Source organism: Pantoea sp. CFCC18179, assembly GCF_059412405.1.
Genome location: NZ_JBNBPM010000002.1, coordinates 327,258 through 349,823, shown reverse-complemented (window position 1 = coordinate 349,823; position 22,566 = coordinate 327,258). Strand labels below are relative to the sequence as shown.

At 48.3% G+C, this 22,566-nt stretch carries 23 protein-coding genes; 16 read left to right on the top strand and 7 right to left on the bottom strand.

From position 1 onward, the window contains the following. Positions 1-144 precede the first annotated feature (144 nt). The 3 genes from ACPUC7_RS06255 (at position 145) to arsC (ending at position 2,329) form a co-directional block, all read left to right on the top strand. Positions 145-498, top strand: a complete 354-nt coding sequence (locus tag ACPUC7_RS06255) for a metalloregulator ArsR/SmtB family transcription factor (RefSeq protein WP_494922182.1) — start codon at positions 145-147, stop codon at positions 496-498. Between the two features lie 71 nt (positions 499-569). Further along, a complete protein-coding gene (locus tag ACPUC7_RS06250) occupies positions 570-1,853 on the top strand; it encodes an arsenic transporter (protein WP_494922181.1) in 1,284 nt (427 codons plus the stop codon). A 47-nt stretch (positions 1,854-1,900) separates the two neighbouring features. Then, positions 1,901-2,329 (top strand): glutaredoxin-dependent arsenate reductase, encoded by a 429-nt coding sequence (gene arsC, locus ACPUC7_RS06245; RefSeq protein WP_494922180.1) that lies wholly within the window; start codon positions 1,901-1,903, stop codon positions 2,327-2,329. 47 nt (positions 2,330-2,376) lie between these two features. On the opposite strand, the gene ACPUC7_RS06240 is transcribed toward arsC, so the two are convergent. Together ACPUC7_RS06240 and ACPUC7_RS06235 are read right to left on the bottom strand one after the other, a co-directional pair. Next, on the bottom strand, positions 2,377-2,856 hold the full coding sequence (locus tag ACPUC7_RS06240; protein ID WP_494922179.1) for a nuclear transport factor 2 family protein: 480 nt from the start codon (positions 2,854-2,856) through the stop codon (positions 2,377-2,379). Positions 2,857-2,882: 26 nt separating this feature from the next. Beyond that, positions 2,883-3,455, bottom strand: coding sequence for a TetR/AcrR family transcriptional regulator (locus ACPUC7_RS06235; RefSeq protein ID WP_494922178.1), 573 nt, complete (start codon positions 3,453-3,455; stop codon positions 2,883-2,885). A 391-nt stretch (positions 3,456-3,846) separates the two neighbouring features. Here ACPUC7_RS06235 and ACPUC7_RS06230 point away from each other — a divergent pair, with 391 nt between their 5' ends. The 7 genes from ACPUC7_RS06230 (at position 3,847) to ACPUC7_RS06200 (ending at position 10,578) form a co-directional block, all read left to right on the top strand. Next, entirely contained in the window at positions 3,847-4,731 is an 885-nt protein-coding gene (locus tag ACPUC7_RS06230; protein WP_494922386.1) for a ParA family protein, read from the top strand. Continuing rightward, positions 4,724-6,103: an SPI-7-type island replicative DNA helicase gene (gene dnaB-PI / locus ACPUC7_RS06225; RefSeq protein WP_494922177.1), complete on the top strand. Its 1,380-nt coding sequence runs from the start codon at positions 4,724-4,726 to the stop codon at positions 6,101-6,103. The genes ACPUC7_RS06230 and dnaB-PI overlap by 8 nt, the downstream gene beginning before the upstream one ends. Next, positions 6,100-7,626, top strand: a complete 1,527-nt coding sequence (locus ACPUC7_RS06220; protein ID WP_494922176.1) for a ParB family protein — start codon at positions 6,100-6,102, stop codon at positions 7,624-7,626. Before dnaB-PI ends, ACPUC7_RS06220 begins: the two co-directional genes overlap by 4 nt. Positions 7,627-7,674: 48 nt before the next feature. Continuing rightward, positions 7,675-8,259 carry a DUF2857 domain-containing protein gene (locus ACPUC7_RS06215; protein WP_091003683.1) on the top strand — a complete coding sequence of 195 codons (585 nt, stop codon included), beginning with the start codon at positions 7,675-7,677 and terminating at the stop codon, positions 8,257-8,259. Further along, positions 8,256-8,510, top strand: a complete 255-nt coding sequence (locus tag ACPUC7_RS06210) for a ParE family toxin-like protein (RefSeq protein ID WP_154181861.1) — start codon at positions 8,256-8,258, stop codon at positions 8,508-8,510. Before ACPUC7_RS06215 ends, ACPUC7_RS06210 begins: the two co-directional genes overlap by 4 nt. 90 nt (positions 8,511-8,600) lie before the next feature. Then, positions 8,601-9,785 (top strand): STY4528 family pathogenicity island replication protein, encoded by a 1,185-nt coding sequence (locus tag ACPUC7_RS06205; RefSeq protein WP_494922385.1) that lies wholly within the window; start codon positions 8,601-8,603, stop codon positions 9,783-9,785. A 100-nt stretch (positions 9,786-9,885) separates the two neighbouring features. Next, positions 9,886-10,578, top strand: a complete 693-nt coding sequence (locus tag ACPUC7_RS06200; protein WP_494922175.1) for a PFL_4669 family integrating conjugative element protein — start codon at positions 9,886-9,888, stop codon at positions 10,576-10,578. Between the two features lie 106 nt (positions 10,579-10,684). On the opposite strand, the gene ACPUC7_RS06195 is transcribed toward ACPUC7_RS06200, so the two are convergent. After that, a complete protein-coding gene (locus tag ACPUC7_RS06195) occupies positions 10,685-12,199 on the bottom strand; it encodes an SIR2 family NAD-dependent protein deacylase (protein WP_494922174.1) in 1,515 nt (504 codons plus the stop codon). Positions 12,200-12,687: 488 nt separating this feature from the next. Continuing rightward, complete coding sequence (locus ACPUC7_RS06190; protein ID WP_494922173.1) at positions 12,688-12,978, bottom strand: hypothetical protein; 291 nt, start codon at positions 12,976-12,978, stop codon at positions 12,688-12,690. A 26-nt stretch (positions 12,979-13,004) separates the two neighbouring features. Here ACPUC7_RS06190 and ACPUC7_RS06185 point away from each other — a divergent pair, with 26 nt between their 5' ends. Further along, on the top strand, positions 13,005-13,496 hold the full coding sequence (locus ACPUC7_RS06185) for an STY4534 family ICE replication protein (RefSeq protein WP_494922172.1): 492 nt from the start codon (positions 13,005-13,007) through the stop codon (positions 13,494-13,496). A 24-nt stretch (positions 13,497-13,520) separates the two neighbouring features. On the opposite strand, the gene ACPUC7_RS06180 is transcribed toward ACPUC7_RS06185, so the two are convergent. From ACPUC7_RS06180 to ACPUC7_RS06170, 3 genes are read right to left on the bottom strand one after another with little or no spacing between them, the layout of a single operon-like run. Next, positions 13,521-15,503 (bottom strand): exonuclease SbcC, encoded by a 1,983-nt coding sequence (locus tag ACPUC7_RS06180; RefSeq protein WP_494922171.1) that lies wholly within the window; start codon positions 15,501-15,503, stop codon positions 13,521-13,523. Beyond that, entirely contained in the window at positions 15,500-16,006 is a 507-nt protein-coding gene (locus ACPUC7_RS06175) for an ABC-three component system middle component 4 (RefSeq protein WP_494922170.1), read from the bottom strand. Before ACPUC7_RS06175 ends, ACPUC7_RS06180 begins: the two co-directional genes overlap by 4 nt. Next, entirely contained in the window at positions 16,003-17,205 is a 1,203-nt protein-coding gene (locus ACPUC7_RS06170; RefSeq protein WP_494922169.1) for an ABC-three component system protein, read from the bottom strand. Before ACPUC7_RS06170 ends, ACPUC7_RS06175 begins: the two co-directional genes overlap by 4 nt. A 329-nt stretch (positions 17,206-17,534) precedes the next feature. On the opposite strand from ACPUC7_RS06170, the gene ACPUC7_RS06165 reads away from it, so the two are divergent. The 5 genes from ACPUC7_RS06165 (at position 17,535) to ACPUC7_RS06145 (ending at position 22,405) form a co-directional block, all read left to right on the top strand. Next, positions 17,535-18,281, top strand: a complete 747-nt coding sequence (locus tag ACPUC7_RS06165; protein ID WP_494922168.1) for a TIGR03759 family integrating conjugative element protein — start codon at positions 17,535-17,537, stop codon at positions 18,279-18,281. Next, positions 18,260-18,895: a transglycosylase SLT domain-containing protein gene (locus tag ACPUC7_RS06160; RefSeq protein WP_494922167.1), complete on the top strand. Its 636-nt coding sequence runs from the start codon at positions 18,260-18,262 to the stop codon at positions 18,893-18,895. The genes ACPUC7_RS06165 and ACPUC7_RS06160 overlap by 22 nt, the downstream gene beginning before the upstream one ends. Next, positions 18,892-19,398 (top strand): integrating conjugative element protein, encoded by a 507-nt coding sequence (locus ACPUC7_RS06155; RefSeq protein WP_494922166.1) that lies wholly within the window; start codon positions 18,892-18,894, stop codon positions 19,396-19,398. The genes ACPUC7_RS06160 and ACPUC7_RS06155 overlap by 4 nt, the downstream gene beginning before the upstream one ends. 161 nt (positions 19,399-19,559) lie before the next feature. Continuing rightward, a complete protein-coding gene (traD, locus tag ACPUC7_RS06150) occupies positions 19,560-21,644 on the top strand; it encodes a type IV conjugative transfer system coupling protein TraD (RefSeq protein ID WP_494922165.1) in 2,085 nt (694 codons plus the stop codon). Further along, positions 21,644-22,405 (top strand): TIGR03747 family integrating conjugative element membrane protein, encoded by a 762-nt coding sequence (locus tag ACPUC7_RS06145; RefSeq protein ID WP_494922384.1) that lies wholly within the window; start codon positions 21,644-21,646, stop codon positions 22,403-22,405. The genes traD and ACPUC7_RS06145 overlap by 1 nt, the downstream gene beginning before the upstream one ends. The last annotated feature ends 161 nt before the right edge of the window (positions 22,406-22,566 follow it).

Here is a 22,566-nt window from a genome sequence, read left to right as displayed (position 1 = left end):
TCGATTCTTCTGCAAATGCGGTCAAAGCGTTATTGAGGGGAAAAATTAGCAAGCCCCTGACAAACACATTCACAATAACGAATATGTTATTGACTTAGCCTTTTTCTGATCAGACACTCTCTTTTTTAACTCACCGGAGTCAGCATGTCACAACTCACCCCACTGCTGCTGTTTAAAAACCTCTCGGACGAAACGCGCCTAACCCTGGTTTTGCTATTGAAAGAGAAAGGAGAATTGTGCGTGTGTGAACTCACTCAGGTACTCAAACTTCCTCAACCTAAGATTTCCCGCCACTTAGCCATGCTGCGTTCCAGCGGATTGTTAATTGACCGCCGCGACGGCAAATGGATTCACTATCGCCTGTCTCCTCACATGCCCGCTTGGGCGGCTTCCGTCATTGAGCAGGCGTGGCTGAGTCAGCGCGACGAAATTCGTGACCTGGCCGATCATTCTCAACTGGACCATGCCACGACTAACGGCAGAGCTGTCTGCCTGTAAAAAAAATTTAGCCAAACACATTCGTTTATACGAATGTGTTTGATGTCTACATAATTAAACACGGAGGCAGCATGCTGCTGGCAGGCGCAATTTTTATCCTCACCCTGATCTTCGTTATCTGGCAGCCGCGCGGGCTCAGTATTGGTTGGAGCGCGGTAGCCGGCGCCGCGCTGGCGCTGATGACGGGGGTGGTACATATCGGCGATATTCCCGTGGTCTGGCAGATAGTCTGGAACGCCACGGCTACGTTCATTGCGGTGATCATCATCAGCCTGCTGCTGGATGAATCGGGATTTTTTGAGTGGGCGGCATTGCACGTTGCACGCTGGGGTGGCGGCAGCGGGAAACTGCTGTTCACCTATATCGTGCTGATGGGCGCGGCGGTGGCGGCGCTGTTTGCGAATGATGGTGCGGCGCTGATTCTGACACCGATCGTGATTGCCATGCTGCTGGCGCTCGGATTTAGCCGTGGTGCGACGCTGGCATTCGTGATGGCCGCGGGTTTCATTGCTGATACGTCAAGCCTGCCGCTTATCGTGTCCAATCTGGTCAATATCGTTTCGGCGGACTTTTTCCATCTGGGATTCAGTGATTACGCTGCGGTTATGGTGCCGGTCAACATGGCTTCGGTGCTGGCAACACTGTTTATGCTGCAGCTGTTTTTCCGTAAGGAAATCCCGGCGAATTATGACGAGGCAAAGCTCAAAGCGCCTCGCGACGCCATACGTGATATCAGGACTTTCCGCACCGGATGGGCGGTGCTCATTTTACTGCTGGCTGGTTTTTTTGCGCTGGAACCGCTCGGCGTACCAGTCAGCCTTGTCGCAGCTGTCGGCGCACTGATCCTCTGGCTGGTCGCGCGGCACGGCCATGTGATTGATACGCACAAGGTATTGCGCAATGCGCCCTGGCAGATCGTGGTGTTTTCACTGGGCATGTATCTGGTGGTCTACGGGCTGCGTAATGCCGGACTAACGGAGTATCTCACCACGCTGCTCAACAATTTCTCCGCTTCGGGTGTTTGGGGCGCAGCGATGGGAACCGGCTATCTCACCGCACTGCTCTCATCAATAATGAACAATATGCCAACGGTGCTGATCGGCGCACTTTCCATTGATGCCAGCTCGGCACAAGGTGTTGTGCGTGAAGCGATGATTTACGCCAACATTATCGGCTGCGATCTCGGTCCAAAAATCACGCCGATTGGCAGCCTGGCAACGCTGCTGTGGCTGCATGTCCTTGCACAGAAAAACATCCGTATCAGCTGGGGTTACTATTTTCGGGTCGGCATCGTCATGACGTTGCCAGTGCTGACCGTAACGCTCGCCGCGCTCGCACTGCGTCTGTCAATCTAACGATAATCCGGGGCGGCGCATGCAGCCCCATGACACGAGGTTTTACCATGTCTGACATCACCATTTACCACAATCCCGCCTGCGGCACTTCGCGTAATACGCTGGCGCTGATCCGTAACAGCGGCGCGGAGCCGACCGTTATTCATTACCTCGAAACTCCGCCGACGCGCAAAACGCTTGAGGCGCTGATTGAAGCGATGGGAACAGGCGTGCGGGCGCTGCTGCGAAAAAATACGGAACCGTATGAACAGCTGGGCCTCGCCAGCGACAGCTTCTCAGACGAGCAGCTGCTGGACGCCATGCTGGCTCACCCGATTCTGATTAATCGCCCGATAGTGGTGACGCCGCTGGGTACGAAGCTTTGCCGCCCTTCAGAAGTGGTTCTGAACATCCTGCCAGACCCGCAGCAGGGCCCGTTCACCAAGGAAGATGGCGAAGTGGTAATTGGTGCAGACGGTAAACGCGTCAGCCAATAATAAGGCAGAAAAGAACTCTTATACTCGCACTTAACTAATGAACGCTATTACAAACCCAACTCAGAAAGGCCGGGATGATCGTCTGGACGACGCCCGAGCGGCCAATGAAATTTACGCTCAGATTCTTTAATTTGCAGATCATTGATACTGGCGAATCGACGGGTCATTAAACCATCCGCTCCAAATTCCCAATTTTCATTGCCATAGGAGCGGAACCAGTTTCCTGAATCATCATGCCATTCATAGGCGTAACGAACCGCGATGCGATTGTCATTAAACGCCCAGAGTTCTTTAATCAGGCGATAATCTAATTCTTTATTCCACTTGCGCGAGAGAAAGTCTCGGCACTCTTCGCGATTAGTGACAAATTCGGCGCGATTACGCCATTGCGTATCTTCGGAATAAGCAAGAGAAACGCGTTCTGCATCGCGACTGTTCCAGCCATCTTCCGCCAACCTTACTTTTTCAATAGCGGTTTCACGGGTAAACGGCGGCAGCGGTGGACGCGTTGGGTTATTGGCAGACATAATGAAGCCTCAGGTTATTAAAAGCGTTATTCAGGACAAGCCTGATCCAATAATGAAATCGCAATTACTTTGGCATTTTCAGCAGCCTCACTGTCGCCCATCACTTTGGCAACGGTAATAGCGCCATCAATAAGAATTAATAACTGATTCGCCAATATTGACGGCTGTGAGCATTGCGCCTGTTCACACAGCATTAGTACGTAATCTTTTAACTTCTGTTTATGAATGCGGGCAATTTCCCGAATCGGATCGGCTGGATTGCCTATTTCTCCTGCCGTATTAATAAAAGCGCAACCGCGAAACTCCGGCGATTTAAACCATTCCGTCAGCACGCTGAACATCTCAATAATACGTCCTCGCGGATGCTCATTTTTCTCCGTTTCATCAATGAACCACGCCATCCAGCGAACGTCGCGCGCATTCAGCACGGCGGCGGCAATAGCCTCTTTATCAGCAAAATGATGATAAATACTCTTCCGCGCCACGCCAGAGGTTTCAACCAACAGCGCCATGCTGGTGGCATGAATACCCTCTTCATAAATTAGCTTTTCAGCGCTGGTAAGGATTTTGTCTCGTGTCGAGCTGGTGTTTGTTTTCATAGCAACAAGGTAGAACGATCGTTCTACTTGTGTCAATCGAATATTTATCGATGTCACGCGGTTTAAAAAATACGTGGAAGCACTTGGCGGCAAGCTAAGTTTGAACGTTGAGCTTCCTGGCGGAGATGTACGGATGATTGAGATTTAGAACAGGGAAAGATGGCGGTAGATGGTTGGAAGCTTTTCACCCCCCACAAAAGCAAAAACCCAGCCATAAAGGCTGGGTTTTCAGAATGTTGGTGCCCGGACGCGGAATCGAACCACGGACACGGGGATTTTCAATCCCCTTGCACAGACTTTAGGGTTGATTCTGGGCGGGAAAATTCAGCTTCGATTAGCTTAAAAACATCGTGATTTAGATGTACCTCCGAATAACTTTCGGATGTGCATGATGAAAATACTTCCCGTAATTTCCACTAAAGGTGGAGAAGGCAAATCTACGCAAGCCGCAAACCTCTGTGGCTTCCTCGCTGATGCAGGTTTGAAGACGCTTTTAATCGATGGCGACTTTGGCCAGCCCACCGCCAGCAGCATTTATCAACTCACCTATGAAGCGCCGTGCGGCATATACGAACTGCTGATGCAGTCGGTAGATCTCGGCGATGCCAGCAACATAATCTCCAACAGCTTTATTCCTAATCTCGACGTCATCATCTCCAACGACCCGCAAGCCCACTTACTGACTGCCATGCTACACGCGCCGGATGGCCGGTTGCGCATGCGCAACGTTCTGCAGCATCCGCTGTTCCATGAGTACGACGTGATCATTATTGATTCACAGGGAGCGCGTTCGGTGATGTTGGAACTCATTGCACTCGCTGCCACTGACACAACCATCGGGATAGTGAAGCCTGTGTTGCCCGACATCCGCGAATTTCTGCGCGGTGCTATCGCGATGTTCGAACAGCTGCGCTCACTCTCCTCCTACGGCATAGCGCTTCCGGCAGTACGCATTCTGGTGAATTGCATGGATTACACCTTACTGGCAAAAACCACGTTGGGCCAACTGGAGACGATTGTCAGCGAGGGGAAATATAGTCCCTATGCCGACGAGATTTCCGTGTCGATGCTAAACACCCAAATCTACGATCTCGACATCTATAAAGCAGGCCACTTTGCTGGTGAACCTGCGCACCGGCTTGAAACGCAGACACGGCGCAAAAGTGATTCGGCACTGCAAACTATGCATAACCTGGCGTGTGAATTGTTTCCTGAATGGCGCGGTCAGTTTGATGCGCTTCTTTCACGTTTTGTGAAGGAGGTAAATCATGACTAAGTCCAGCAACTACCCAATCGATGTGCCCCATTCCATTGATGCTGAGCAGGCGGTGCTGGGCGCGCTAATGCTTGATAACGATCGCTGGGATGATGTGGTTACGCTGATTCAACGTGAAGATTTTTTCTCTGGACCGCATCGCTCTATTTTCAAAGGCATCTACGAGCTGGCCAGAGGCAATAACCCATTTGACCTGATCACCCTCAGCGAGTTACTGGAACGTCACAACATCATTGATCAGTGCGGTGGGTTTGCTTACCTAGCCGAGTTAAGCAAGAACACACCGAGTGCCGCTAACATATTGGCTTACGCGCGGATAATTGCCGAAAAGAGCCAGCTGCGTCAGCTATATGTGCTTGGCAACCAACTTACGCGCGACGTGCAGCTTCCCAACGCCACCGCCAACAACATCACCGAAGTTGCCGAAAGCCAGCTGTTCAACCTTGCCGAAAAAGGCCACGCGCGCCAGCATCAGGAAATCACGGTTCTCGATGGCATGTCGCAGTTGCTTACTCGGTTAGAAGAGACGACCGGCGGCAATGGAATCACCGGCACGCCGTCGGGTTTTCGCGAGCTCGACCAGATGACCTGTGGCTTGCAGGCGGGCGATTTAATTCTGCTGGCCGCGCGTCCCTCTATGGGCAAAACGGCGCTGGCATTAGCGATGTGCGAATCGGCGCTGGATGCGCTGGAGAGCAATTTAGTTTTCTGCTTCAGCCTGGAAATGCCCGCCGAGCAGTTGATGATGCGGCTGGTTGCAATGCTGGGCCAGGTTGAGCTGAATTTGCTGCGCAGCGGCCAGCTCGATGATGAATGCTGGGCCAGAATCAGCATGGCGATGGAGCGCGTTACAGCATGGAAAGATCGGCTGATTATCGATGAAAACAGCGACCAGACTCCAGCGCTATTGCGTGCCCGCGCGCGGCGTTACATCCGTAAATACGGGCAACCGAGCCTAATTCTGGTCGATTACCTGCAGCTGATGCGTGCGCCTGAGCAGGAAAACCGTACGCAGGAAATTTCAGAGATCTCGCGCTGCCTGAAGGCGCTGGCCAAAGAGCTGAAATGTCCGCTGGTCGCGTTATCCCAGCTAAATCGTCAGGTTGAATCGCGCCCCAACAAGCGGCCAAACAACGGCGATCTGCGTGATTCCGGTGCGCTGGAACAGGACGCCGACCTGATTCTCTTCATCTATCGTGATGAAGTTTATAACGAGAACTCCACCGAAAAAGGCATCGCCGAAATCATCATCGGCAAGCAACGCCAGGGCCCTATCGGCACCGTCAAAACCGCCTATGATGGCCGCTACACGCGCTTTTCGAATGCTGAAAACAACTCCTATCACTTCGGTTATGGGAGGGCTCAGGCATGACAGCGATGGCAAAACAGCGCACTAGCGATCTGACAGATGCGCTTTTAAAACGCGGTCGTCAGGCTGAAGCAACTTTAACTGTGGCAACGCCAGATGCGCCTGGCAGCGAAATGCCAATGGTGCTGACGCTGGACCAGCTACGCCCCAATCCAGATAATCCACGAACCAGCCGCAATCCCCGTTTCGACGATATTAAGGCGTCGATTCGCGCGCGCGGCCTCGATACCGTGCCGAAAGTCACGCTCGATCCCGACAATCCCGGCTCTTACATTTTCAGTGACGGCGGCAACACGCGTTACCAGGCGCTGAGTGAGCTGTGGGCAGAGACGCATAGCGAACATTTCTACCGCGTGCATTGCCTGTTCAAACCGTGGCCTGGTCGCATCAAATGCGTGATTGGCCATCTGGCTGAAAACGAGCTGCGCGGCGAGCTGAGCTTTATCGAGAAAGCGATCGGCATCCGCAACGCCCGCCAAATCATTGAAGATGAATCGGGCAAAGCGGTTTCCCTGCGCGAGCTGGCCACGGCGCTAACCGAGCAAGGCTATCCGGTTAGTTACTCCAGTCTGAGCCGGATGGACAGCTGCGTCCGTCATCTCTATCCACATTTACCGGCGCTGCTGGAATCCGGTCTTGGCCGCCCGCAGATCAACGCCTTGTTGGTGCTTCGCAGCGATGCCGAGAAATTATGGAATCACTACGCGGCTGAAGCCAAACCGGAAGTGACGTTTGAAAACGTGATGACCAAAGTGTGCCCGCATTTCAATTCGCCGGAGAGCTGGTCGTTAGAGATGTTCCGCGACGAGTTTATAGGCGAACTGGTCATCGCGTTGCCGCATCCATCGCTGAACTATGACCGCTGGCTGATTGAGCTTGATCCCAGTGAGCAAAACCGTCGCCAGCTGTTTGGCGAACCTGAACCGGTTGCGCCGCAGCTGCAGCAGAAGAACCAGCAGCCTGAACCGGAAACAGCACCGCGCGCGCCTTCGCCGGTTCGCAAGCCAACGCCACCACCAACCACACCAGGTGTTGCCACTGGCAACACTTCCGAACCGAATTCCACTGTTGCCACTGGCAACACCTCCGAGCCGGATTCTACTGTTGCCACTGGCAACACATCTGGCGCGGTTTCTACTGTTGCCAGTGGCAACACTCAATCAGCTGCACCGGATTTCTGGTCTATCCCCACTCTGCAGGATGACGCCGATCACCTGCGCAATATCGCCTTTCGCCTTGCCTTTGAGCTGGCCGATTCGGATAGCGATGGCGAAGCCGTCATACCGGATAACAGTGCTGACTCGGCGGGCTATCGCATTGATGAAGAGCTCAGCGCCTCGCCGATTTCATGCCTGCTTTCCTCACTGGCAGGCGGCGCATGCGATGAGGACTTACCGGACCTGATGCGCGAGCTGCTGATTGGCAGCAGCGATGCCGAACCGCGCTTTGATGATGCCTTGACCCAAACCTTCATGAAGTTAATCCGCTCGTTGCGGCGGCTGCGTGAGCTGCAGCGCCAGAGCTGAGCGGCATGTTTAGTCGATTGAGATTACTGAAAACCGGAGATCACGATGATGAGTAACAGCTTGTCTCAGGCCACCAACGGCCTGCTTACCCAGTTAGTGATGGAACTCAAGTCAGGCTACATCCGCCGCTGCGAAGCGCTGGGTTTGATGCCAGAGGAAATGCAGATGCTTCATGGCCTCACCATTGAAGATCTGCACTACCTGATGAACAGCCCGGTGTCGGTGCTGACCTTCCGCATTCACCACGAAAACCTGTCGCTGATGTTGCAGCAGGCACGACGCGAGCAAAGACGCCTGCAGCGCATCGATCGCGCGCTGGCGCTCAACGGCTCTATCGAGTTGATGCAGCACTACTTCGGCCTTTCCACGGTGGAAGTCGCCGCGCGCCGCCGCATGGCAGGTATTGAGGTGCGTAAGGGGCGTGGCGTGGTACTTAACGATGAAGACAATGCCGAGATCTGGCGCAAGTGGCAGAAAGCCAGCATTGACGATCCTGACAGCGCCGATGGCCTCGACGTGATGATGCTATGCGCTGAGCAGATGGATTTGTCACTGACCGCTATCTGGCACGCCGTACATGGCTGGCACAGCAACAAAAAGCCAGAGCCCGCAGCAATGCGGAAGATGGCATGAGCCAACGCAACCAGACGCTGACTGATGGACTTGTCGCGCCGGTCAACGTGCCAGAGCCTTACCGCCGCAAAGCGGTAAGGCAACTGACGCTGTTCCGGTGTGGCAAGAACAACTTCACGCGCATCAAAGCGAATGGCGCGGACTATCTCAAAATCGACATTGGCCTGTTCTGGCGGCTACTGAGTAAAAACAGCGGCAAAGACTGGGAACTGATGACGCATGAGAGATACAGCAAGGCGATCTGGAAATAGCGAGTGTTGTCACTCTGTATCCCACGCGGGGTGCAGCAATAACAGCATTCACCCGATGGCACGTAGCGATCGGTGGCAAAAGGAAATGACATGAATCTCCCCTCTGACAGCTTAATCGCTTTCACGATGGAAAAAATGCAGGCGCGCCTGGCGGAAAAATCCAGTGACGATGGCGTCTCGCAGTTGCGCAGCGGTTTGCTGTATCTCGGCAATGTACAGGATGCGTACCCGCGTCAGCTGCTGCTTGATACGCGGCTCTCACCGCTCGATAAAATGGCGTGGATGATGATCAGGCTGTACGCACAGCAGAATCACGGCGCAGTATTTCCCAGCTATGACGAGCTGCAGCTGCAGCTTGCTTCCCCGCACAAAGGCAAGGCGTCGCGTGAGACGGTCAGCCGCGTATTGCTGATGTTACGACTCACTGGCTGGCTCAGCCTGTGCAAGCGCGTTCGCGACGATCAGGGACGCGTACGCGGCAATATCTATGCGCAACACGACGAACCGCTAACCTGCTGTGACGCCGAAATCATGGACCCGGCATGGCTCGATACCGTCGCTGAAGCATGCCGCAGCAGCAATAAAACCATCAAGCAAACCGCATTGCAGGTGCTGGATGAAATCAAAAATGACCCGCAGATGCGTCACTGTAAAAGTCATATCAGTCAGATAGAAAACCGCCTGGGCAAGCCACAAACGCCGCAGGAAATGGCCATAACCAGGAAGCTCTCTTCCCCGGATTCGGTTTCCGAACCGGGTATAAAAACGCCGAGTTCGGAAGCCGAACCCAGCATACCGGCGCATTCAAATTCACTGAGTTCGGTTTCCGAACCCTCGCTGATACCAAGGCTTCGGCCCGGAGTTCGGAATCCGAACGGTAACGTACGTTGTTTTACACAAGGTGTGAAAAAAAACACGTATACACCGGCTGTGCCAACATCGGAAATCATCCCCGAACGCCACCGGCAGCGCTTCAGCCAGAAAGATATTGCCATGCTGGAGCAGCGACTGGCTGCTTTGCCCGCTGAACAGTCACAGCAACTGCTTCACCAACTTGGCCATAATCTCGATGCCGGTTCAATCCAGAACCCAACCGGCTGGCTACTGACGATCATCAAAAAAGCGAGAACCGGTCAGTTCACCCACGTTGCTAATTCGCCGTATGTCACTGCACCGGCCAAACAGGCACATCCTGAACCAACGACGAGATCTGCTAGCTCCGCTGCTGACATTGCCGGGATTGTGCAATCGATAAGGCAGCGGCTGAACAGCTAGCGAGCCAGATAACTGGCATTTGTGTGAATGGTTTTACGATAGATGTTGCCTCAACGCTCCTGAAAACTGGCGAAGCATCATCAACTATATGGAGTGGGAAATGGCTGAAGAAAAGAACGAAACCGATACGGCCAAAGCAGGCGCGTTACGCTCCTCTTTGACCATTGAACTGCACTCGCATTATGCGATTCGACTATGGGAAGGCCGCAAACGCCAACCTGATGACCTGCGTGAACGCGGCAGACCACAAATACTCAGCATGCCGCGTGTGATTCAGCGCGCCGGTTTGATGAGCCGTGACGCTGAAGGCGACAATCCTTTTGCAGATATGGCGCTGTTGAAGCTGGAAAACGCGCTGGATTTGGCGACCACAGAGATACAGAAGTTAGTGGATGAGCTGGAGGCGACGCTCAAAGCTATCCCCGCTCGGATCTCATTGACGGATGTGTCCTCGGTGTCGCCGCTCAATATTGGCGTGTTCAGTCGCACGCCGCTGGGTTATCGCTGCGTATGGCTGCTGGTTGGCTACGATCAACTGGCGATGAAGGTGTTTCAGGCATCCCATTACGGCCTGATCAGCGGCAAAGAGCGCGATGAAATGCTCAGTAATGGCGGCCATCTGGTGCGCAAAGTGTATGGCGTCGCGCAGCATTACCGTTCGTTCGCCGTAACGCGCGCCGACCTAGAGCAGAAGACGGCGATTGCCAGCGAAGCCGTCAAGTTGCTGGGCGACGTTGATCTGGAGGTGATGACGGGAAAAGTGCTCTCAACTTTTTCACCTAAGAAGTATTAAATTCATTATGCATTCAAAGTTAAAAATTGTTATTGATAGGATTGCATGATTTATTAACCATTTCAAAAAAATGCCACACCAGATAATACTGATGTGGCCATTGAAATTAACTCAATAAATCATCAATCCTTCTTTTCTGTATATCATTTATATCTTTGGCTTTTTTTAACTCCAAAAGCCATCTTTTATCGGTTGACCTGTAAGATAAATCCCCATCACTTTCCAGTCGATGGATTATATCTCCGATTTCATTGTTACTAAGCCAATCAATTCTTTTTTCAAATATACTCCAAGTTGCCCAACACTTTCCTATCTCTGAAGGAGATGACCAACGTAGAATGCCGATAATATGGTCTAATTTTTCATTATAAGGTTTACTATCTTTTACAGGATGCAACTTCAATATATTTTCAAATGGTATAGCAGCATAATTGAAATCCCATACCCCACTAGTCTTTGTACACATTTTTAAAACAGCGTCATAAAATGCTAGTCTTGTATGCTCGTCAGGATATCCATGCTCATTAATAATTGTTATTATAATCCCTACAAGTGAATCAAGCTCCCTATATGGAATTATATTGTCGGGTGACAACAACTTCCCATCAAAATTCATGTAAAGTATCGGGTTGTTCATTATTTCAACAATGGCTTTAATTAAAGCATCGCTCGACTCTTTCTTTTTGAATTGCGCTTTCAGATCTTCAGCAGGGTATTTTTTTCCTTTAACCACAGTACCCATAATTACTTTTAATTTATCAATGATACTCTCATGCTCGAGTTCAAACCGACTTGGTGTATCTTTGAATTTTTTATACTCCTCTGCTAAATCATGCAGAAAATCCTCGATTGAGGATTTAATCAGATGTATATTTTTTGTTTTAAATAAATACTTGGTTTCGTTGAATACTTCATCCTCAACTTCAGAGTGAATAACCATAAATGCAGGGGGGCTGTTATCACCTAAATGAGCTAGCGCCTCTTCATATAAAAATCCAATATTTGGATCTGATAAACTATATCCAATAAAAATTGGAGACATTTCTGAAAATAGCGTATAAATCTTTCTATTTAAATATGTATCTTCACGTTGGAACGAAAAATATTGGCTTTGAGATACCACAATAGATTCAGGCTTCCCCATGTCACCATGAATTTTGAAGATATTCCTCCCTTTAGTAGAAACTTTAGGAAATGGATCCTTCCTTATTATTTTATTGGGAATATAGTCAAAGATCTCCTCAAGCACAGAGTCCCAATTAGTCGTTACAATCACATTTGGAGTAAATAACTTAAATCTTTTAAGCCACTTTGGCTCTTTATAGGTAGTACGTAAATCTGAAATAGATTGAGCAATCAATGAATTAAAATGATACTCATCTAGCCCTGATTCACTTCTTGAATATGAGAGAAGTAATTCTGCAGCACGTAGCGGTTGAGTAGTATTTAATTTGAATGGGTATTTAATTTTTTTTCCAACTTCATCTAAAACACTTCCCCATGACGGATAGCCAAAGTTATATGAAAACCCAGAACCTATCCATAAGAAATAACTTTTAGAGAAAATAGATGAAAGTAAACTCTTTTTTTTATCAGCTGGTAATTGTTCTAAACAACTCATGCCGTACAATCCTTAATTAAAATTATTGAAACCTAAAGCATAGCCATGTGCTTTAAATTAATTAAATCAACCACCTAGATTAGGTTTGGGAGTCGTAAGAAGTAGTTTGTAATGGTAGCTTTATAAAGACAACCATAACGTACATTTAGCACAATGGATTGTCCACTGTCAGTTTCATTTTTAAAGCAAGATTATTTCATTGTTTTTTGAAAACTTTAAACCCTGTTTCCTATCTGATAATGTTAACAGGCTTCGATGTAGCACCCCGTGACTGCGGGATGGTTGGATGTCTTTTACGGGGACAGAAAATCATCAGTCCGGCAGGCAAATCACCGCACATCCGATTTGGTCTGTAAGGCGCACGCCCTCCGTGAAAACCGCGCCGGAGCTTCAACTCCCGGAGTAACGAATACACCACCGGTCTGCGTGCAGGCCCTGAGCGCTGGCAATTGCTGGCGCTTTTTTATTTTCATCTCCGCAAAACTACTTTATCGCTGACGTCCGCTTTTAGCGGCAGGACACTGGAACGGCATTATTGTTGTTGTCTCAACAACCAGCCAATGTTTCAGCAGCCTGAGAGAAACGCTTACGCGGTTGCCATCTAAAACTTCATGACCTGAGAGAAGTGCTGCTTTTGCAGTGGTCGATCCGCTCAACCTCTTAATGCGGATATCACCTGTGAGATGAGGTTCTTTGTACTGACCAGCCAGCGCGGCATAGCTATCCGCGCTTCCTGACGGAAAGCATTTATCCGTCAGGGATGAATGTTTCTCCGTCACTATTTCCCACTCCTGGAGTAAACATCATGACTGCTACCACTACCAATAACGCTGCAAACAACGCCAATACGACATCTACCAAAGCTGAATACTTCAATCTCAACATCAAGGGCCTGGGTTATCTGAGCAACATTCGCAGAATTGAAACCCTCACTGGCAGTTTCCTCTGCGTAGTGATTAATGCGCTGAGCGGCCCCACTGACAACCCTACCTATGTGCGCTTTGATGCCACAGTCGCCGGTAAGGAAGCAACGGATCTTATAAGCCGTTGCCAGAAAGCCGTTGATGAGGACCAGAAAGTGCTGCTTGGGTTTACTCTCAGTAACCTAACGTCTGACATTTTCACGCTCAACAAAGGTGATCATGCAGGCGAACAGCGGGTTAGCCTGAAAGCCAGATTGATTAAGGTCGATTGGATCAAGATTGGTCAGGTGATGGTTTATAAAGCGGAGAAATCAGAATCATCCCCGCCCAAAGTTGATAACGACCAAAAGACCTATGCTAAGAACTCTTTCTAAACTAAAGCCCCTTTGGGGCTTTTTCTAGGCATCACCATAATTAATGTCGTCAATAAGACCAACAGGCAAATCATTTTCTTTTTTAGAGCTATAATGAGCAACTGTGATTGTCTTAAGCCTTTCCGATAAAGAGTCCGGCACATCATTGTCAACGACAATAATTTGACATGGACACTTTTTCTTCTCTGCATAATTGCATATTTCGATTAAGGAGTTATAAATATTTTCATATTTTTCCGGATCTGACACCCCCTCTTGTACATCATCTCTTAAATCCGTATGCTCGACATATTTATCCTTGAGGTTTTTCCCCAAATATTTACCAATTGTATCAAGCAAAAGAAATCTTGGATGATTCACCTCGTTATCAACTGAACTTTTCAATATGGATGACATGTGGCCAATTGTAATGATGGTTCTTAAACCACCAGAGGTAATATTAAAGTACTCCCTACCTCTAACAATTGGAGAGAAATGTTTATTGTTTATTCCTATTTCCTTTCTATTTTTTATTTTGACATTTGTTAGAAACCCCATTAATTCATCAGCTAAGTATGATAAGACACCATCAATGCTAGGGGCTTTCTCTCTTAACAACTCAAGTTTGTCAGTAATGGTGGAAATATTATCAGATATTGTATTTTGCTTTGATAAAAGATCTTGTTGATGATTTCTAACCCTTAGACTTGCAACTAAACTTTCTCTTTTTTTACTAACTGAAGTCATTTCTTTCAATAAGGAGTCACGTTGAGTTAGGTAAGGAGTAACAAACCCAGCTGTTTCCGTATCAATCATTTCACTTACTTTTAGCAAATCCACCTCAAGTTTAGCCTTAGCTATCAAAAGCTCTTTTTGCTCACCGGATAACGAATAAATGAGTTCCTCTAAGGATTTCTCCCTTTTTATGAGAGACATTAACTCTTCATCCAGAGCTTCAGATTTAGACTTAACATAACCGCCATCGGTTGACTCAAGAATAATTAAATTATCACAAACTGGACAATTACATTTAACATTTTTTAATAAACCTATTTTTTTATTGGCTAAATGTATGGCTTTAATCTTTTCAATGTCATTAGAGTAGTCATTACGCAAACGCAAATACTGCTCTCTCTTTCGCTCAAGATCATCAATGGACTTTAAAGTGACTTTTAGCTTTAAATTAAATTCAGAATGATAAGTCTTTAGTTCTTTATAATTATCAGAATTTGCCAACATATTGGCATTTATTGAATCCAATTCATGTCTTATGGATTCATGTAAAACATCACATTCCTCTATTGCATCATCTAATGAAGGAATACTTTCGTACCCTGTTTCCCTTAAGAACTCAGAGACATTTTCATATTTCTTCTTTAATGACTGAAGCTCTGATCTTTTTGCGGAAAGCAGCATTTCAACATCAGAAATGTCAGTATCGAGAACATTATACATATATTTGAAAACTTCTTTAGTATACGTATATTTTGCCCAATCACCTAAGCCAAGTAAGTTTTTACTGCCCATGTCATCTTGATTTACGTAGGCGAATTTCATAATATTTCTAAAACTTAACCTTCGAAACTGACTGTTAGCCTGTGTTGGCGAAACCTTGAGGTTTAGTCTAGGGAAATCAAGAGCGTCCATTAGGAAGTCAGAAAAAATCCCATCTGGAGCAGAACTAGCTGAGAAGTTAGGTGAATATTTTCTTGATATAAAGCTTTCACGCTTTTCAAAACCACATTGATAAACCTCAATATAATCTAATGGTTTAAATATATCTCGGACAATAGTGTATGGAGTATCATTAATAATAACTTCAAGGGCTGCATACGAAACAGAGGATATCATTTCGTCAGCGAGTTCTATTTTACTTGATCCAAGTAGATAGTTGATGAATTCGAGTATGCTGGATTTACCTGTATCAGAGTCACCATGAATAATATTCAATCCATTTTCGAATTTAACCTCGTAATTTTTTCTAATACCAACAAGGATTAATCTTTCAATTCTCAAATATGATTTCATTTTGACACCTTGAAAACTTCATTTAAAAGTGAGTTTAACTTCCCAGATGTAAGTGATTTTATTTTATCTATGTTTTTCGCTAGTTTATTTATTTTCAAGAAGAATTCGCCATCTAACTCTTGATAAATTCCCTCTCCGTATTCAGTCAATGAAAAAAATGATACACCGTCAACTTTTGAAACATTCAACATTCCAAGCAAGGCTAATTTTTTTAGCAAAGACTTTACCTTCATAGAATCAAAAAGCATATCAACATTTAATGATAAGCTTTTCATTGTAAATGTCTCTTCCATAGCAATAGGAGCTGATTTTTTTCCTGTCAAGAGTAGGATGTCTTCTAGCTTTGATGGATTCTTTATTAAATACATAAATATTTGTATTTTATTTTTATCCAGCAAAAAAACGCCATTTTTATTTTTACTTAGCGTAGATAGAATGATAATTAAAATAGCTATATTAAGATTCACCTCTTCATCTAGAGGAATAAATGGCAATGCGTTCATTTTTCTTCCTTAAGAACTCCAAGTGAATCAATAGATGTGTCTGGAGACCATATTATGTCTTTATCAAGTTTGTTCGCTAATTGATGAAGCATTCCCTTTTTATGAACGCTGTCTAGCGTTTCCAACAAAGAAATCAACTTGCCTCTATCTTCATCCTCAATTCTTTTATTGACCGAAGCTAATAAATGGTTTGCTGAACTCTGGTTAGCTATGGAATTATGGTATTGTGTTTGATAGATTTCTCTTATTTTTCGGTACAAGCCACTTAAAATTTCACGATCACGATCGCTTGTGAAAACGTTTCTTGCCAGTTCCGCATTGTAATAATATTCTTTCGCATGATTAGCAATATCACTGTGTACATCTGCCAATATCATTTTTAGTACAAAAAATTCCTTATCGTACTGTTTTTCATCTTTGAACTCATTTTCCGATAATAACAGGCTCGATTTCTTATTAATATCTAAGGCAAATCTTTTAACTAAAAGATAAACATTTGCATCCCTATCTTGAGGTTTGCAAATTGATATATGATCTTCTTGAACTGCTATCGATTCTTTAGCTGATACTTGAACAGGAATGGCACTTTGTTTAACAACATAAGTATCATAGCTTCCATATAAGTATTTTGTTTCAGGTAGCTTCACTAAAGCCGCCCAGCGGCGATTCAATAAGTCTGTTTCTTTACTAAAAACACTTAAATCTCCGAGTTGCACATTAGATGAAATCATACTGCCCCATGAGGCTACTTCAGCTCCCGAATGAGGAACTGCGAGAGATACGAAACCCGAAATGTTTGGCTTAATATCTCTTTCAATCATTTTTAGAATACATGACTTAGCTATTAAACCGCCCATACTATGCGCAACAAATATGACGTTGTGATATTGAGATAAGTTTATTTGACACTCAGCAACCAATAACTCAGATAACTCGTCTACAGGAAGGTTTATTTCTTTTTTTGTGATTGATTTAAACATCCTTGCAAAAAGGTTCCGGGCTTTCCCATAGGTATTTGTGAAGTTTGTAAAATACTCACAACAAGCTATGTCAAATGAATTCCCCAAATCTTCATCTTCCGCAAGCAAATTAGGGAAAGAAATCACATCATTATAATTCCATGTACTACTTCCACCTTTCAATCCATGTATGAATACTATCGCGTTCTTTGCGTTATCTTTTTTTATCCATTCAATCATTTTAATTAATTCCCTTTTTAGAGTGAAGTTTGTTTTAGTGGGTTTCTCACCATTTTCTAATCTTATGGAAAAGTAATCAATTGAAATTTTTTTACACTTATGCAAAAGAGGCAAATTATAATAAAATCAACAATATATGCCAAAGCCCCTAATGCAAGCCCAATGATAACCATGCTGGAAACTTAACATTTACGTGCTGTTTTAGTGCTTTTAATGAATATTACTTTGAACGTCGCTTTAATTTTTTAGTTAAGATTTTGATTATTGATAACGATTTAAACTTTCTAGTTAGATAATCCAATGGTGTTTTTTTTACCAAAGGAGAATTTATGAAGCACAATAGTGAAAACCAAAAAAACAAGAAGTACATGTACAATTTTATTTTCACGTTTCTCACTTTGTTGATAATACCTAAGACCTCTTTTTCCAATGAAATAACTAGCCAGTTAAACTCCAGTGTAAAATTAACAAACCCTGAAGAAATCGGTACTGAACATAGCTCTACATTGGATTTGAGTAAAGTTGAACTCGGAAGACTTGAGTATTTGAAGAGAGGATTGCGAGGTATTCAATCACCCAATTTAGATCCGATTAGTGTTTTAGGAATTGAAGCCCGCAACGACGCCGAGCGCCGCCATTACGCAGAACTGTGGGTAAAACAGGAGTACGAGCGCACCGAAAAAGAGCTCAAATTCCAGCGCGAAGTTGATGCGGCCTGGAAGCGCTTAATGCCCAACATGCTACCGGTCAACACGGGTAACGCAGCAGGCATCGCACATGACTCAGGCGGTCGCTTAGCGCTGTTCGTGCGCGAAGCAGATTGCCAGCGTTGCGATGCCCGACTCTCCGCCGTTCTCGCCGATAAACGTCCCGTTGATATCTATCTTGTCGATAGTGAAGGCAGTGATCAGAAACTCCGTAACTGGGCGCAGCAGCACCGCATTCCCGCCGAGCTAGTCCGCGAGCGCCGTATCACCCTGAACCACGACGCAGGCCGCTGGATGCGCTATGGCAATGGCATCATGCCGGTTCTTCTCCAGCAGGGGGAAAGTGGATGGCATATCGCAGCATTCTAACCGCTGCTTTGTTGTTGAGTGCCGCCAGTTCTGTGGCGTCAACCAGCATGCAAAGCGTGCCACTGGGTTATCAGAAAGTCGCGCTGCAGCATGGCGTTCCTGCTGAATCACTTTACTCACTGGCGCTGGCTGAATCATCGCGTAAGCTGCCACACGGCACGCGCCCTTGGCCCTGGACAATCAACGTCGCGGGTAAAGGCTACCGTTATGAAAGCCGACAAGCGGCCTGGCAGGCGCTGCAGCAGTTTATGAAAAGCCATCCGCTAAAGAGAATCGATGTCGGTATCGCGCAGGTCAATCTCGGCTGGAATGGCCATCGCTTCAGCTCAACGTGGGATGCGTTTGATCCTTATATCAACCTGAACGCAGCGGCGCGCATTCTTCGCGAGTGCTGGGAACGCAGCCCCGGCAGTTGGTTAAAAGCGGCTGGCTGCTATCACCATCCGGCTGGCGGCAAACCGGCTGCGCGCTATCGGCAAATTGTCAGCGAAAAGTTGGCCTCCCTCTCGCCTGCTCAACCTCGTCCAATCACAACACAGGCACCCGCCAATATCGCGAGTAACAAAATACCTTCAACCGAAATCATCTGGACAGAACCCCGGAGGCAGCAATGAACAAATTGATGCTGGCTGGCGCGATCGTCGCGTTGCCATTTCTCTCGCATGCAGAACTCAACGTTATCGCAGATCTCGGCGGTCAATCGGCAGCGCCGTTCTATGAAGGAATTAACGCTGAGCCTCAGCCGCAACAGCCATCAATCCAACCTGATTACAGTGAAGGTTCAGTGTTGCCAGTGGCAACACCTGAACTCACTCCCGGCATCATTGAGCCGCGCGCGCTGAAACTGCCAGGAATTGGTGCCCTGTTTCTGGTAGGCGATGATGCTCAATCGCAAGAATGGCTATCGCGAAACGCTGAACTGCTCAGCCATCGTGGTGCGGTTGGGATGGTGGTAAACGTAAGCAGCTCGGCATCCTTGCAGCAGCTGCGCCAGATTGCGCCCGCTCTGCAGCTCGCACCGGTATCAGGTAGCGATTTGGCGCGCCGCCTAAAGTTGGAACATTACCCGGTGCTGATCACCGAGCATGCTCTGAGCCAGCAGGTTTCAGCTCAGTGATGGGATTCGCCGGATTGCATGGAATGCCCCATGCAGCGCTGATGCTCCTTCCACTGTTCTTCATCCTTTCTATGGCCCTGCTGCGTGCTTACTGGTGCTGGCACAATCTGCATCACTCGGCACTCAACAGGTCTGAATCCTGCCAAAAGTGAGTCACTGCTATGAGCGATCGCTATGTTATTGAAGCGCTACTACGTCCTGCAGTTGAGTTCAACACCACGCTGGTAGCCGCCACCGCCAGCTATGTTTGCGTTGCAGCGCCCTGGGCTGTCGCGCTGTCGCCATCGGTTAGTTATGTCACCGCGACCGGCTTTGCGGTACTGGCCGCCGTTCGTGCCCGCCAGGGATTCCAGGTGATCAGATATCGCAGAAACCTCCGCCGCTTGCCGCGCTATGTCATGACCAGTCGCCAGGTGCCAGTAAGTAATCACCGGCTGTTCCTGGGGAAAGGTTTTCTGTGGCAGCAAAAACACACTCAGCGCCTGCTCGATACGCGGCGGCCAGAAGTAGAAAAGTATGTTCAATCAGCGAAGCTCTATCAGTACGCGCGCAGGCTTGAACGCGCGAGCGAGCATTCTATGCCCTGGCTGTCATCAATAATTTCAGCCGATACGCCACTGAACCCAGTTCGCCCGCTTCCACCGGTTGGAGGTAATCCGGCGCTGCATGGCATCGAACCGAATGAGCGTGCTGTATCGATGGATCTCCAAGATCGCGTTGGGCATACGTTAGTGGTTGGCACCACGCGCGTTGGCAAAACGCGCCTGGAAGAGTTGCTGGTTACGCAGGATATTCGGCGCGGCAATATCACCATCGTCTTCGATCCCAAAGGCGATGCCGATTTGCTAAAACGCATGTGGGCAGAAGCGCACCGCGCCGGTCGTCAGGATGACTTCCACGTTTTCCATCTTGGCTGGCCAGAAATCTCAGCGCGTTATAACGCGGTTGGTCGCTTCGGGCGTGTGTCGGAAGTGGCTTCGCGCATCGCTGGTCAATTAGGCGCTGAAGGCAACAGCGCCGCGTTTCGCGAGTTCGCCTGGCGATTCGTCAACATCGTGACGCGCGCGCTGGTTGCGCTTGGCCAACGCCCCGACTACTCGCTGATCCTTCGATACGTCACCAACATTGGCGAGCTCTATCAACGCTATGTGGAACATCTGGTTGATAAACATCTACCGGAGCTGCGCAGCAAAATCGAGAATGGCAGCAATGTGCTGAAGGAGAAAGATCTGCCGCGTAATATGCAGGGGCAATCAAACGCCACGCGCATCTGGGCAATGGAGCTGGCGCTGAGTTCTGAAGCTGGTAAAAAGCTTTATGATCCCATCCTTGAAGGGTTGCGCTCTGCAGTACGTTATGACCGAACCTACTTTGATAAAATCGTCGCGTCATTACTGCCGCTGCTGGAAAAACTCACCACCGGCAAAACGGCGGCGCTGCTCTCACCTGACTATGAAGACCTTGATGATCCACGCCCAATTTTCGACTGGCAACAGGTGATTCGCCAGCGCGGCATCGTTTATGTCGGTCTGGATGCGCTCTCTGACAGTGAAGTAGGCGCAGCCGTTGGCAACAGCATGTTCGCTGATTTGGTAAGTATCGCGGGGCATATTTATAAGCATGGCATCAATGACGGCTTGCCGGAAAATGGCGACCGCAAGCTGCCGATCAGCCTGCACTGCGACGAGTTCAATGAATTGATGGGCGATGAGTTCATTCCGCTGATTAACAAAGGCGGCGGCGCGGGCATTGAGGTGACGGCGTACACCCAAACGATTTCTGACATCGAGGCGCGCATTGGCAGTAGCGCAAAAGCCGCGCAGGTTACGGGCAACTTCAACACGCTTATTATGCTGCGCGTGCGTGAGAACCGCACAGCCGAACTGCTCACCAGCCAGCTGCCTGAAGTGGATGTGTATTCCAAGACGCTGGTTTCTGGTTACACCGATATCACCAACCAGGAGCAAGGCACCGATTTCACCTCCAACACTCAGGACCGCGTGAGCATGGTGAAAACGCCGATGCTCACTCCGGCTGACATCATCAACCTGCCCAAAGGTCAGGCGTTCGCCCTGCTGGAAGGCGGCCAGCTGTGGAAGATTCGTATGCCGCTGCCAGCTGCTGATAAAACCGATTTGATGCCGGAAAGCTTGCAGAAGATCGCTGCTGAGATGCGCCGCAATTACCGCACCAGTGAAGCGTGGTGGTCTGGTGCTGCTGGAGTAGAACCGCCGGGAGGTGAATGATGCCGCCACCAAACTCTTCAGCATCGCCAGCACGCGTTCAGCAGCCTAAAGAGCATGGCTTTCTGTTTAATCTGTTATGGGGATGGCCGTGGAAGCTGGTCGGCATGCTGCTGGCTTCGCTGTTTTTCAGCTTGGTAATGGAGTACATCGGCATTGCGTTCTTCTGGCCGGAACAAGGCGCGGCACATAGCCAGCAGGTGATGCAGATCGAGAGCGACTATCTCTCTACTGAGTTCACGCGCAGCCTGCTGCTGTCACAGCCCACGTTAACGGTCACTGCCTGGGTAACACAGGTTTATCAGTGGCTGGTTGTCGATAGCGGCCTGCAGGGATGGATTGCCCAGCAAAATCAGGCAATGGAAAGCGGCGGGAATGTAGTCGCTTCCGGTTTGAGTGCCGGTAGCCGCTGGCTGGCATCGGCACTGCGGGAGTATTTACTGGCAACAGTTTATGTCGCGGTGGTGACGCTGATTCGTGTGACGATTTTGGTGCTATCGATACCGCTGTTTCTGATGGTAGTGCTGGTCGCGATGGTTGATGGTCTGGGACGGCGAGATCTGCGGCGCTATGGTGCGGCATATGAATCCAGCTTTGTTTATCACCACGCCAAACGCTTCATAAAACCTGCGTTCTATGTGCCCTGCATGGTGTATCTCTCGTGGCCATCGGCGGTGTACCCAAATCTGCTGTTGCTGCCTGCAGCGCTGATGCTGGGAATGGCACTGGCGGTGCTTACGGCATCGTTCAAGAAATATATATGAGCACCTCCCGTATGCCGGACAGTGGTGATGATGACAGTTAGGCGATTGCAGTTATATATCCGGCCTTGTTGCATCAGCTTGGGCTGATGCGGGCCCTAATGAATTCCGCTGGCGCACGCCTCATTACCTCTGCGAACCCGGAGTTCGATACTTTTTTCAGG